General features: G+C 53.3%; 12 protein-coding genes and 1 pseudogene. 10 read left to right on the plus strand and 3 right to left on the minus strand.

Translation table 11 applies throughout. The features are described from left to right. The first annotated feature begins 57 nt into the window (after nt 1-57). The 6 genes from IQ22_RS05625 (at nt 58) to mqo (ending at nt 6,003) form a co-directional block, all read left to right on the plus strand. Nucleotides 58-615 carry a FecR family protein gene (locus IQ22_RS05625; RefSeq protein WP_244308961.1) on the plus strand — a complete coding sequence of 186 codons (558 nt, stop codon included), beginning with the start codon at nt 58-60 and terminating at the stop codon, nt 613-615. Further along, nucleotides 596-1,204 carry an OmpA family protein gene (locus IQ22_RS23515; protein WP_145139353.1) on the plus strand — a complete coding sequence of 203 codons (609 nt, stop codon included), beginning with the start codon at nt 596-598 and terminating at the stop codon, nt 1,202-1,204. Before IQ22_RS05625 ends, IQ22_RS23515 begins: the two co-directional genes overlap by 20 nt. Nucleotides 1,205-1,331: 127 nt before the next feature. Further along, a complete protein-coding gene (locus IQ22_RS05635; protein WP_145139356.1) occupies nt 1,332-1,598 on the plus strand; it encodes a ParD-like family protein in 267 nt (88 codons plus the stop codon). Beyond that, complete coding sequence (map, locus tag IQ22_RS05640) at nt 1,595-2,386, plus strand: type I methionyl aminopeptidase (RefSeq protein ID WP_145139359.1); 792 nt, start codon at nt 1,595-1,597, stop codon at nt 2,384-2,386. Before IQ22_RS05635 ends, map begins: the two co-directional genes overlap by 4 nt. A 621-nt stretch (nt 2,387-3,007) precedes the next feature. Continuing rightward, nucleotides 3,008-3,916 carry a hydrogen peroxide-inducible genes activator gene (locus tag IQ22_RS05645; RefSeq protein WP_145139362.1) on the plus strand — a complete coding sequence of 303 codons (909 nt, stop codon included), beginning with the start codon at nt 3,008-3,010 and terminating at the stop codon, nt 3,914-3,916. Between the two features lie 437 nt (nt 3,917-4,353). Then, nucleotides 4,354-6,003 (plus strand): malate dehydrogenase (quinone), encoded by a 1,650-nt coding sequence (gene mqo, locus IQ22_RS05650; protein ID WP_145139365.1) that lies wholly within the window; start codon nt 4,354-4,356, stop codon nt 6,001-6,003. Nucleotides 6,004-6,117: 114 nt separating this feature from the next. On the opposite strand, the pseudogene IQ22_RS23520 reads toward mqo, so the two are convergent. Beyond that, a pseudogene (locus tag IQ22_RS23520) lies at nt 6,118-6,427 on the minus strand (tyrosine-type recombinase/integrase); the annotation flags it as partial. Between the two features lie 483 nt (nt 6,428-6,910). On the opposite strand from IQ22_RS23520, the gene IQ22_RS05660 reads away from it, so the two are divergent. The 3 genes from IQ22_RS05660 to IQ22_RS05670 all read left to right on the plus strand — a co-directional run bounded on the left by IQ22_RS05660 (nt 6,911) and on the right by IQ22_RS05670 (nt 9,347). Then, complete coding sequence (locus tag IQ22_RS05660; RefSeq protein WP_145139367.1) at nt 6,911-7,240, plus strand: hypothetical protein; 330 nt, start codon at nt 6,911-6,913, stop codon at nt 7,238-7,240. Nucleotides 7,241-7,770: 530 nt separating this feature from the next. Further along, nucleotides 7,771-8,037: a hypothetical protein gene (locus IQ22_RS05665; RefSeq protein ID WP_145139370.1), complete on the plus strand. Its 267-nt coding sequence runs from the start codon at nt 7,771-7,773 to the stop codon at nt 8,035-8,037. 284 nt (nt 8,038-8,321) lie between these two features. Then, nucleotides 8,322-9,347 (plus strand): LysR family transcriptional regulator, encoded by a 1,026-nt coding sequence (locus tag IQ22_RS05670; protein WP_145139372.1) that lies wholly within the window; start codon nt 8,322-8,324, stop codon nt 9,345-9,347. A gap of 678 nt (nt 9,348-10,025) precedes the next feature. On the opposite strand, the gene IQ22_RS05675 is transcribed toward IQ22_RS05670, so the two are convergent. After that, nucleotides 10,026-10,325 carry a PilZ domain-containing protein gene (locus IQ22_RS05675; RefSeq protein WP_145139375.1) on the minus strand — a complete coding sequence of 100 codons (300 nt, stop codon included), beginning with the start codon at nt 10,323-10,325 and terminating at the stop codon, nt 10,026-10,028. A 490-nt stretch (nt 10,326-10,815) separates the two neighbouring features. Here IQ22_RS05675 and IQ22_RS05680 point away from each other — a divergent pair, with 490 nt between their 5' ends. Beyond that, complete coding sequence (locus IQ22_RS05680; RefSeq protein ID WP_145139378.1) at nt 10,816-11,568, plus strand: SDR family NAD(P)-dependent oxidoreductase; 753 nt, start codon at nt 10,816-10,818, stop codon at nt 11,566-11,568. Between the two features lie 69 nt (nt 11,569-11,637). On the opposite strand, the gene IQ22_RS05685 is transcribed toward IQ22_RS05680, so the two are convergent. Then, nucleotides 11,638-12,978, minus strand: coding sequence for a leucine-rich repeat-containing protein kinase family protein (locus IQ22_RS05685; protein ID WP_145139381.1), 1,341 nt, complete (start codon nt 12,976-12,978; stop codon nt 11,638-11,640). Between the last annotated feature and the right edge of the window lie 198 nt (nt 12,979-13,176).

Raw genomic sequence — 13,176 nt, forward strand, 5'->3', positions numbered from 1 at the left:
CGCATTCCATAGAGGGAAGACCGCACGGTTTTGGAACTAACGCAGCAGTTCCCCGGTATGTATACAGCAGCTACATGCCGCCATACGGTTATGGAACAACGCTTCGATATCGAGACGGCACAAAGGCTTAAACGGACACCGGGTTCGCTGCCTATGAAAATATATGCTGGACTGTTGCTGGGGCTCTGGGGCACGTGTGTGGCGGCGTCCGCTTGGGGCGCGCCTGTGCCTGTGGGATATGTCATGACCGTTCAAGGCGATGCGACGGTACAAGCGGAGGGCATCTCCGTCCCGGCCACGGTGGGTACGCCTGTCGTGTTAGGTGCGGTTTTGGAAACAGGCAAAGGGGGCTCGTTGGGGCTGACGCTGGAAGATGGCTCCGTCATGTCCTTTGGGCCTGACTCGACATTTACCATGGATGCCTTTGCGTTTGACCCGGCCCGTAATGCGTTTGCGCTGCAGGCGCGGCTCGAACGGGGCACCCTGAATTATGTAGCCGGGATGATTGGCAAGTTGGCACCTCAGGCCGTTGAAGTGCGTACACCCCATGGCGCCATCAGCACACGTAGCCCGCAGTTTCTAGCCAAGGTCGAGCATGAACCGAAGGCCCCTTGATGGGTGGTTTTTTGCCTGCTGTCTGGCCCTGAGTGCTGCCGTGACGGTGGGGTGTTCGTCCAGTTCCTATGTGGTTCTGGTCGATAGCCCCTACGGAGAGGTACGGGATGTCACCGTAACTACGCCTCAAGGGGCTACGCACATTGACCAGATCCAGAAGGCCATCAGCCTGGACCGTGATGCCGGGCGAACGTTTACGCTGCCACCCAAGCAAATCCTCATGGACTTTACCCCCGCCTTGGCTGCGCAGCCAAAGTTACCTGTGCATTACCTGTTGTATTTCAGCGGAGGTAGTAACCGGCTTGCTCCCGATTCCGAGCAGACGTTAAAGGATATTCTGGCAACCCTGCGCGCACGAAAACCGGCTGCCGTCTCGGTGATTGGCCATACCGACACGCTAGGCAGTGCTGATATCAATCAGCAGGTGGGGCTGCAACGAGCCCAGGCGGTTGCACGACGTTTGCGTGCCCAGCGGCTTGACCTGCTTGAACTCAAGGTGGCTTCCCATGGTGAGCGCAACCTACTGATCAAGACGCCGCCCGAAACAACAGAGCTGCGTAATCGCCGCGTCGAGGTCGTCATTCGATAGCCCTGGGCATTGTTCTCTAAATCCACCTTAGCAGAGGCTCGAGTAGTCTCAGATTGATATCTGACAGCAGACACATTTAATATATGGTCCATATATGAACCGTATATGAACCGTATAAGGCCAGGCTATGGGTATCGTAAAGGTCTCGGACGGTATGCATGAAAATCTCAGGATTGCCAGTAATGCTCTTTGCCGTTCGATCAATGCGCAAGCGGAGCATTGGCTGCGTATCGGCATGCTGGCAGAACTGCATCCCGAGCTGAATCATCAAGAGTTATGCAAGCTGCTCATTTCAATGGAGCAAGCCGGTGGGTTCGACTTGGCCGCTATCGTGGCAATGAAAGCCACGTCAAAACGTCACGTAACCACCGCTGAAGCAGGAGTGGATCAATGAAACGAGCGGTTTCGATCAAGACGGCAGCAGAAATTGCCATGGCTCGTAAAGCCGGAGCGCTGGCTGCCGAGGTGTTGGCCATGATCTCCGAGCACGTCAAGCCAGGCGTTACGACCGATGAATTGGACCGGCTGTGCCACGATTACATCGTAAATGTTCAGAAAGCCATTCCAGCTAACATTGGCTATCACGGTTACCCGAAGACCGTTTGTACATCGGTCAACCATGTCATCTGCCATGGCATTCCTTCGGAAAAAGTGCTGAAGAAAGGCGATATCATCAATATCGACGTGGCTGTCATCAGGGATGGCTGGTACGGCGATACAAGCCGCATGTACTTCGTCGGCGAGCCGGCTCCGCATGCCCGGCGGCTGGTAGAGACTACCTATGAGGCCATGTGTGCCGGAATTCGCGAGGTTCGCCCCGGCGCGACGCTGGGCGATATCGGGTATGCCATACAAACCGTTGCTTATCGCGAGAATTTTAGTGTGGTGCGTGAGTACTGCGGGCACGGTATCGGCAAGGTGTATCACGATGAGCCGCAGGTTCTTCACTTCGGCAACCGGGGCGAAGGCCTGAAACTGCAGGCGGGAATGATGTTTACCATCGAGCCCATGCTCAATGCAGGCAAACACCACACCCGGACACTGCCGGATGGCTGGACGGTCATCACCAAAGACCGCTCATTGTCGGCCCAGTGGGAGCACATGGTCGTAGTGACGGAGAGCGGTTTCGAGGTGCTTACCCCTTGGCCCGATCAGCCTGAAGGCTATGTTCCTATCGTGTGAGTCCTGTGGTGGAGAGGGTTGTGCTGGATACGAATAAAGCAAGGCCCTCCATTATCCTCATTGCCTGATTAATATCCTTTTTCGATTGTGGTATTTCAGCTGCCGCGTACTTGCTGAAATACAGATTTTTTAAAGCGAGTTTTGTTATTGATATTTATTGCTTTGGCATATTTAGCGAGGCCTTAATAGATAAAGCAGAGCTTTCTATAGATCTTATCTCGTTGAATTCCTGGGCACACGTTTAATAAGAGAATCGTATCCTGACACGTAAAGGAGCTGACTGATTCTAGTAGTGTTCTTGTGGATGGCTTGGTGTCTGCCCTTTAAATCCACTCATCAATTTTAATTGAAATTAATTCAGAGCACTCTCGAGATATGGCCGACAAGTTACGATGTAATAGACTGGCCTAAGCGAGTCGTACCTTATCGCATGGACTCAAAGCACGGCTGTATTTGGCAATAAGTTAGCTACTACGCAGCGATGATTGGTCTTACTGGTCTGAGCATTAAGGACGTATGGTGGCTGCCTGACTTGAAGTTTTCCTGAGTCATGCCGATACGTCGCGAGACTCCCTTTTATCTTTGCCGCTGCGTTTGAGCGGTATCAAGGATCGCCTACGTATGACCCTCACTGAATTGCGCTATATCGTTACCCTGGCGCAGGAGCAACATTTTGGCCGAGCGGCCACGCGTTGCCATGTCAGCCAGCCGACCCTGTCCGTTGCCGTCAAGAAGCTAGAGGACGAACTAGGCGTGCTCATCTTTGAACGTAGTAAAAACAATGTTCAATTGACCCCGGTCGGAGAAACCATTGTTGCCCAGGCCCAGGTTGTTCTGGAGCAGACCCATGCCATCAAGGAGTTGGCCTCTGCTGGCAAGAACCAACTGAGTTCTCCCCTCCGGGTCGGTGCGATTTATACCGTAGGGCCCTATCTCTATCCTCATCTGGTTCCGCAGCTGCAGAAAGTAGCACCAGAAATGCCGCTCTATATCGAAGAGAACTTTACACCCAACCTGGCGGATAAACTCCGTAGCGGCGCGCTCGATGCCATCATTGTGGCCTTGCCTTTCAGTGAGCCGGACGTACTGACCAAGCCACTGTATGACGAGCCATTCTACGTAATGATGCCGGCAGGGCATCCCTGGGCTGAGCTTTCATCAATCAGCAGTGCCAACCTGGACGAAAAAAGCTTGCTCTTATTGGGCGAGGGGCACTGTTTTCGGGATCAAGTGCTAGAAGCGTGTCCTGCAGTACGCAAGCCAGGCGTCGAATCCAAACAGTCGAAGGTAGAATCATCGTCGCTAGAGACCATTCGCCACATGGTTGCCTCCGGGCTAGGCGTCTCCGTGCTGCCGTTGTCGGCTGTGGATACTCATCACTATGCTCCGGGCGTTATCGAAGTACGTCCTTTCAGCCCTCCAGTCCCTTACCGGACAATAGCAATTGCCTGGCGCGCCAGTTATCCGCGGCCTAAGGCAATAGATGTCTTGGCGGACTCGATTCGGCTGTGTTCGGTTAGCAAATCTTGAAAGTAGTGCAGGAAGGCATAAGCCCGGCGGATCTTATATTGATAAATGTTAGTAAGCTATATAGTTCTATATAGACTGGAGGTATAAATGATATCATTTTGCTGTTTCGACTGATCGAGACATTTTTACCTTGATACTAAGACGGACTAAGCAATCTGGTCGTCGACGTTGTTAATGGTGTTGCCAGCGCGTGATAACTCACTGCGCTCATCATAATAAAACAGTGCGAAGGCTGTTGCTCCAGATACTGGGCCTATCAACAGAATAATAATCTAGCGCGAGATATAGCGACGTTGAGGTCATGAAATGACTGACTTTTCAACTGCGCCTGCTCATCCCTGAGTAGAGCACTCTTTCTCCCGTCAGGCATAACACTGAAGTATCAGACGCTGGGCAAAAAGCATCGAGCGATTATATTCTTTTGTGTGGATGATTTTATGTTAGGAAAGACAAGTAAAGCGCTGTTCGCTTTAGCGATTTCAGCGGCCACCCTGCAACAGGTGCAGGCTGCCGAAAGCAAGAATGTAGATGTGCTGTTGATCGGTGGCGGCATTATGAGCTCAACGCTGGGCATCTGGCTCAACGAGCTCGAGCCAAGCTGGTCCATGCAAATGGTTGAGCGTCTGGATGGCGTTGCCGAGGAAAGCTCTAATGGCTGGAATAACGCAGGTACTGGTCACTCTGCCCTGGCCGAACTGAACTACACGCCTGAAGACGAAAACGGTCATATCAAGATTTCCAAGGCCGTCGAAATCAACGAAGCCTTTCAGATTACTCGTCAGTTCTGGGCCTCTCAGGTCAAGGCCGGTGTGTTGAAGAACCCCCATTCGTTCATCAACTCGACTCCGCATATGAGCTTTGTATGGGGCGATGACAACATCGAGTTCCTGAAAAAGCGCTACGACGCCTTGCAGACCAGCCCGCTGTTCCGCTCCATGCAGTACTCCGAAGATCCCGTGCAGATCGCCAAATGGGTTCCGCTGATGATGGAAGGTCGCGATCCCAATCAGAAGATCGCTGCTACCTGGGCGCCGATTGGAACCGACGTTAACTTTGGCGAGATTACCCGCCAATTCGTAGGCCATCTAAAAACCAAGAAGAACTTTGACTTGACGCTCTCCAGCGAAGTTAAAGACATTACCCGCAACGAAGATGGCTCCTGGCATGTTGAGTACAAGAACTTAAAAGACGGCAGTACGAGTAGTACCGACGCTAAGTTTGTATTTATCGGTGCCGGTGGCGGCGCGCTGAAGCTACTGCAAAAGTCCGGCATCCCTGAAGCCAATGAGTATGCAGGCTTCCCGGTGGGTGGCTCGTTCCTTGTTACTGAAAACGCAACCATCGCCGAGCAGCATATGGCTAAGGCCTACGGTATTGCATCGACCGGTGCTCCACCCATGTCGGTTCCGCACCTGGATACCCGCGTGCTGGATGGCAAGCGTGTCATCCTGTTCGGGCCGTTCGCGACATTCTCGACCAAGTTCCTCAAAGATGGCTCGTACCTCGACCTGTTCAGCAGCATGACGACGCATAACTTCTGGCCGATGACAAAGGTTGGTATAGACCAGTACCCGTTGGTTGAATACCTCGCCGGCCAATTGATGCAGTCCGATGATGATCGCTTCGAGGCCCTGAAAGCCTATTTCCCCAATGCCAAGAAGGAAGACTGGCGTCTGTGGCAGGCTGGCCAGCGTGTACAGATCATCAAGCGCGATGAGGAAAAAGGCGGCGTACTTAAGCTGGGTACCGAAGTAGTGGTTTCCAAGGACAGCAGCCTTGCAGCCCTGCTGGGTGCTTCTCCTGGTGCCTCGACTGCCGTGCCAATCATGCTGAACGTGCTGGAAAAAGCCTTTACGGACAAGGTAGCTACGCCTGAATGGCAAGCGAAGATTCGTCAGTTTGTTCCAAGCTACGGAACCAAGCTCAATGATTCTCCTGCCGCTGCCCAACAAGAGCTGGTATACACCTCCAAGATCCTAGAGCTGTCGCCCCCTCCGGCGATCGATCAGGAAGCAGTTGCCCATACCACTAAGGCCGCTTCAACCGCCCCGGTTGAAAGCAAGCCTGAGAACGATATGGCGCTCTAAGCACTACGTGGTCTAATACACCAGTACCAAGGTTCGCCTCGGTACTGGCGTATTAGTTTTACCTGTCTTGGTATGCACGACGGGTATCAGCTTGTAAATGCCCGCTATCCCTGGTCAGCCCTCACTCTGTTCCGCCATTTCCAAGGCGCCATCTACCTCAATTCTTGGGTATTGAACTGTGCTCTCGAGCTTCGTATAGCCGAGCAGGCGTTGAATTGCCCTCAGGTTCTTTATCCTGCAATAGATCCGGGATGCTTTCGTGCGGCGCATCGTGTAGGGGCCGTATATGGCCCGATCGAGACCACGGGCTTTTCCAGGCCTTGACGATTCGAGCGTACTGCCTGATAGAGAAGTGCTCTGAATCCAGCAACCGGCTCGGAAACAGGCCACTTTCGCTGCGAAGCCGGGCTTGATGTATGCAAACCCTCATAGCCGCCCGGATTCCCTTGTCAATCCACAGCCCTACTGATGGCCTATCTCGGAGCCGGAGCGGGGCTTCTTGCCCGACTAGCTTCCCTTATTCCAAGGTCAATGGCTGTAACTCGCAGGGGTACTCATGGCAAGGGTAGACTAGCTAAGGGTGCTAAAGGCCTGCAGCTGTCATTCAAGGATCTGTAGTGGTTTTAGCTATCTCCTAACGATTACATAAACCTATCTATCGACACAGTATCTACTGTCTGAAGTGCTGAAGTTCTACATATCTTACTTGGACGGTTAAAGTTTCTAGTGCCAATGCCCGATAGCATTAGGAAATGCCAAAGTGATAGAGCACTTGCACATCGAATGCCGATATTGGTTCGGCCCGTCAATAAGCCAAGCTCAAAAGATCCAATGGCAATTCAGCTATAGAAATAGTGATATTTATCACACAGTCATTTAGGCTTTGCTGATATCGCTTTGTTAACACATGGAAGAAAAGAACAGTATGAGAAGTATGTTCTCGGTAGCACCATTGGTATTGGCTTTTTCAGTATTGCTCGGCCAATCAGCCGCATTCGCTGGAAATGCTGAGATAGATAAAATGGTAAAGGGGTGCGAGCAGCGCGCTGCGCAAAGAGGTATATCAGGCCGGATCTGTGCCTGCGTTCCCAAGAAAATGAACGAAGCCGGATTTTCTGACGAAGAAATCCTCAAGTATTCCAAATCAGGCTTCAAGCCAAAAGGCATCGTAGAAACTGATCGCTATTTTGACTACAGCATGAAGCTACGCTTGATGCCTGGCCAGTGTCCTGTCTGAAACGTTATATGGGCAGAACAGCAGATCCCAAGGCTTCATGCCTACCTCGTGCGCATGAGGTCAAGACATTCTGGTTTGACAGTTTTGGGGTAATCAGCCGCTGCATCTCCTCTAGTTATCCGAGCTGCTAATTTAGACTCATCTTTAAAATCAATCTGAAATCTGCTCATTCGCACTTTTAAAATTTAAGGTGTCGTCTCTATTTAGATGTAGTCGCTGGGGTGTACCCCAGTGGCTAAACTAGAAAGCGCATATCCAGGCGTAGCAATAAATAGCCGTGTCGACCTAAACAACTACACCATCTATTCGCTATACCTAAAGTCGCCAGCCATTTAACAGAATGTCCTTCGGCGAAACCGTATGCGTAGCGGTTGCACACGAGTCTCGTTATGTGAAGTACACCCCTACGAAAAAGGCTACTCTAGCAGCCTTTTCTGTTGCTCACTGGAAACGATAACGCTTAGGTCTGGCAAGTTAGAAGAGGCCGATTGAGACTAGGCGATCTACCAGCTATTAGTTAAGGGTTACCTATGACGACTTTGTATGACCCTTCTGCCGCTTATAACGTAAAAGCTCCTGAAGACGCGTACTCGATTGGCCGGCTTATCGAGGGAAAGTACTACGATTATCAGCATCGACAAGCAGACGGCTCAATGGGACCGATGAATGCTCATCTAGAAGGTGATCGCCTTATTAGCGACGATCAGCCAGGCGCTGGTAAAGAGATCGGCCGCCTCGTCGATGGTCGCTTGGTAAATAATGGTGGCAAGACATTTGATTTAGTGAAACTCGCTTGATTCGCGAAGCCGCCTAGGAGGACATTGCTTGCGAATTTTTAATACAGCGGACTGAGTAGTAAAGGCTGGATATTGTCTTCAGATTCTCGTCCGAATGGACTCCTCCTGGCGGCTTACAACTGGTCTCCATCTCCGGAGTGAGTTTTTGCCGAGCCGGTAATAGACTATGTATCTATGCCGGTCAGACCATGGCAGTGCGCTAGTTTTGGCACTTGAATGCTATCGGTTGTCCTGAGCGCTTATCGTAGAAAAATAACAATTTGCCTCTGATATCTATACCCACTATGCCTTTGCCTGACCCTGCTGAAGCCCCCAGCTTGCTCCACTTGCGAACCTTGGTCAGGGTGGCAGACTATCGCACCCTGTCCAGTGCAGCGCAAAAGATGCTGCGCACCACGTCTGTGGTGCATGATGGTATCAAGGAGTTGGAACGGCAGCTTGGTGTAGCATTGTTCGAGCGCGCACCAGGCGGCTGGAAGCTGACCGCAGAAGGACAGTGTGTGCTAGTGCGCGCTCGGCGCATTCTTGCAGAACTTGCCGTATTACCCGCCATGCTTGGGCAGCCGCCGGTAACCGTGCATGAGCAGTTGTACTTGCTCAATGCTCGGCGTCTGATCGTCTTTGCTCGCCTATGCCGGTTGAAGAACATGGGGCGAGTAGCCCGTACCCTGGCGATTTCTCAACCAGCCGTTAGCGCTGCTATCAAAGCCTTGGAGAACGGTACCGGCAAAGCCTTGTTCGAGCGCTCAGGACATGGCGTACAGCCAACCGAGATCGCGCTGGCAATTCTGCCAGCCATTCGCCGCGCCCTGAACGAGCTGAACCATATCGTACCTGACTTAGCCGCCCTGACCGGCGCCTTGAGAGGGAAGGTGCGTATAGGTGCCTTACCACTGGGCCGCACGCGCCTCATTCCGGAAACCATCGCCGAGTTACTAAAGCAATACCCGCAGGTTCAGGTAGAGGTCTTTGATGGCGGTTTCGAACAGCTGGAAGCAGACCTGCGCGGCGGTGACCTGGATTTCGTTTTCGGAGCGCTACGCGCAGAGGACAGTGAGCTACAAGGCGAGGCCTTGCTGGAAGAGGATTTAGTAGTGCTAGTGCGCGCAGGGCATCCGTTGGTAGGCCAGGCGCTCGATTTGTACTCGTTGGCTGATGCACAGTGGATATTGCCCCGACCGTTGAGCCCTGCGAGAAATCTGATAGAAAACTGCTTTCGGCATCAGGGGCTGGCCTTACCTCGACCAACTGTGGAATCGGGGGATATGGCAATCCATTGCTTAGCGCAGCGACGTACCAGCAGTTCTTGATGAGAGGGGTGCGATGGTCGGCCATTGCCTGCCCGCGCTGGCGCGCCGGCCGTGAGGTGTTCTGGAGCATAAGGCTAATCTCCCGTTTTGTTATATGGGCCTGTAAGGGCCTGGGGTTTGTCGAGAGATACGTTATCGCTGGCGTGAAACGCTGTCGTGCCGATAAAGGTGATAGCAGTTTCGGTTCTTCTTATGGATCTAGCGTGATGCTATTTGAACGGCAGCATTACAGAGTGCCAGTAACAGCGACTTATCCATCGTTTCGTTAGTTGATGAATAGTCCGTTGCAAAGGTTCGTAGTGGACATTAGTGCGTCCATGATTTGATACCTCAAACCTGAGCAGGGACGCTCAGTGGCCAGCTGGCTGCCGCCGTTCTGATGAGCACGTAATGCTTAATCTTCGTAGCTATTAGGGGAGGGGTGTCGTAAAGGCACATTCATCAAAAGAGGCTGGGGCGCTGAGGTGGGCTTTTCAGGCTTGGGGATTATCGAGGATTCCAACTCACACCCGCGTATGCAGAAACAGGTTAATCCGCATCGAATGGCATGAGTTCAGATGTGCTAATCCCTTTCGCTGCCCTAGGCTAAGTGGCCGTGTTAAGAGCCTTTGGACGCTAGCGAACTGAAGTTCGCGGATAAGACGGGGCTGACTATCTCAGCCCCGAGGAGGTATCTATTTAGCTCATCGAGTGAATGGCCAGTCCCAGGTTTTGGCGGCCATCTTCATAGGCGCTGACGCGCACTACCTCAGTTAGAGCATCAAGCCCTTTCAGCTCGGCATGCTTGGACGGTATGTTGACCCGAATCTTGTCGCCCTTTTTAAATGAGGTCGCTGCGACTACCTGCATGCCTGTGCTTGATAGATCCTTACAAACGCCTTCCAGGGTTTGTCCAGCCTGCCATAAAGTAACTGGCGTTTCGATATGCATGCGGATGAAGTCCCGTTTTTCGCTGTAATCCCTTTCACGCTGAAGCATGTTTTCGTCCCTTAAATGAGTTTTTCAAAAGTCGCCTGGCAGTTGTCTATCAACCGTTAAAGCGAGACGCCGCGGCGACTATGGCTTGGAACCTATTCTGTTTAAGAGTTCCATAGGCGCCTTGAAAATTCATCTGCCCCGGCGCTGGTTGCCGCACAGGTTTATGAAGGCCTTCAGGGGGGAGCGAATGTAGTGCGCAGCAAGGTGTTCCGGCCTGCCAGGGGCTGGGGCATCCCCCTGACCGCCGTCCTGAAAAGTACCGATTGCGGTCCGGCATGACATAACCCATCGATAGCCGCGTATCCAGGGCACCTGTACGCTCCTTTTCTGGACTAGCAGGCTTCAGGGCTTACACTGTCTCTTGGTTTAAAAACCGCATCAGCCTATGCCGGAGCGCAGCAAAGCCGCGAGTTCGGTGCTTGTTTCTAAACCGGCTGGGTAGGGCGGCGCTATTTTCAGATGATTTATTGCTCTCGCTTAAGGATTAAAGATGAACCTCGAACTTGAAGGCGCAAAGGTTTTAGTCAGCGGTGGCTCCCGAGGCATTGGGCGCGCCATTGTTGAATGCTTTCTGGCAGAAGGAGCCCAGGTAGGGTTTTGCGCCCGTGGCGAGTCAGGCGTCAGACAGGCCGAGGCCGAGATAAAGGGAAAAGCCTTTGGTCATGTAGTGGATATCACCGAGCCAACCCAGGTGACGCATTGGGTCAACGAGGCGGCCGAGCGCATGGGCGGTGTCGATATTATTGTGCCAAACGTCAGCGCTCTGGCGGGTGGTGGCGATCTCGAAACCTGGCGGCGGGCCTTCGAGACTGATCTTCTGGGCTCGGTGAGTTTCGTCAATGCGGCACTGCCGTATCTGACGAAATCCAAGGCAGCCTCTATTGTCTTGATTTCAAGCGTCTCGGGCCGGGAAGTGGATATGTTTGCCGAGCCTTACGGTGTTCTGAAGGCTGCTTTGATCCATTACGGTAAAACTCTGTCTGTGCGGCATGCCAAGGACGGTATTCGAGTTAATACCGTCTCGCCTGGCAATGTTTATTTTGAGGATGGCGTCTGGGGCTCGATCGAGCGTGACACGCCTGAGACGTTTGCTCAATGCCTGGCTGCAAATCCCATGGGCCGCATGGCCCGTCCGGATGAAGTTGCCAAAGCCACGGTGTTCCTGGCTAGCGCAGCAGCCAGTTTCACGACCGGGACGAACTTTCTGGTAGACGGCGGCCTGACGCAAGGCGTGCAGTTTTAAGCAAAAGCGATGCGGTAGCCAACATTGATAGCGCTAAAGGGCCGCTCCGCTCGAACGGCCCTTTAGCGTTCAGCCGAGCCGCTTACTGAGCGTTTCCAAGTCTCGGTACACTTCGGATAGGCTGGGGCGTGCGGCGACGTCGGTATCCAGGCAGCGCGCTTTCAAGGCCGCAAGGGCTTGCCAAGCGTCTTGCTCGTCAGACGTCGCCTCGCAATGAGCCAGCAGCTCTTCCAACAGGCAGCCGAAGGCGCGCGTTTCCAGGCGTTGCAAGGTTTGGGACTGCGTAGGGTTATTGAGGGGCAGGAAGGAAGCGCCGCCAAAGTCACTTAGCAAAGCACCACCTCGGCCGTTCCACAGGATGTTATGGGCATAGAGGTCTCCATGCAGCAGACCGGCAGCATGCAAGTGCATGGTAGCCGATGCGATACCTGTGGCCAGACTCAAGGCGTCACGAAGGGTAAAGCGCGTGTCAGCAGAGTAGACGTCGCGGGTACACGAATCCAGGCTAGGCGGACCTGCAAGATTCTTGAACTGTGGGTCGATCAGCTGCATGACCAATCCATCGGTGCCGTCTGGGTGATGTACGACCTGACCTGCTATATCGACTAGATTGGGGTGAGAGCCAATGGCAAAAGAGGCTGCCATTTCGCTTTGAGGCGTTCCGTCACTGGTCATGCTGCCTTTGAACAGTTTGACCGCGACGGTTTGGGTTTCTTCCGGGGTTTTCTGCCAGTCCGCCTGGTAGATCAGGCCGGAGGCGCCTTCTCCCAGCTTCTGTTTTAAGGTCAGGCTGTGCCAGTCGATCCGGTTGACGGGTGCGCTGGGCGACACACTGGCTTCTTCCCGGGCTTCGCTCAAGGGATTATCCGCATAGGCCAGCCATGTCAGGCGAGGCAGGGTTAGTAGCCAATCAGGCAGGGCGGCGAAGCGGTTGGACGAGATGCGTAGCAACTCAAGCCGATGGCAGGCGATCATGGACTCGGGCAGCTGCGCCAGGCGGTTACCAGCCAGCATGAGCTTTTGCATATCTTTGCATTGGCCCAGCGTTTCGGGCATCTGCTCTATCTGGTTATTGGTCAGGATCAGCCAGCGCAGCGCAGGAGACAGTGCCGCCGCGGGCACCTGTTGGATCTGACAGGCCTTGAACCCGACCATACGTAGCTGCGGGCATTCGGCGATTACTTCGGGTAACTGAGAGAACGGATTGTCCGAACAGAACAGCACGCGCAGCTTTTTCAACCGACCAAAATCAGCCGGCAGGCTGGACAGGGCGTTGCCGGACAGGTTAAGGATTTCCAACGAATCTGCCAGCTCGAAAATCTCGCGAGGAAACTCTGTGAGGCCGCACGACAGGTCGAGCCGCTTGATGCCGGTCAGATTGCCTGCGCGCAACTGAGAGAGTGTATCCATGGCGTCGTTTCGCTCCTGTAAATGAAAATAGTGTGGCATGGCCTGCACGGCCGCGGTACGTCTGTGTTTGTGCTAGGCCTGTGAGAGGCACAAACAGAGGCGTCGAATGTGATTTGGTTCATTTAAGGCGAGCGGAACTGTGGATGGCTGCACGAAGTGAGGCGGGTCTGTCTTGTTGATGCAAGAAGACAGCCGGGC

This window comes from Pseudomonas duriflava (assembly GCF_007830155.1).
In the GTDB taxonomy this organism is placed as follows: domain Bacteria; phylum Pseudomonadota; class Gammaproteobacteria; order Pseudomonadales; family Pseudomonadaceae; genus Chryseomonas; species Chryseomonas duriflava.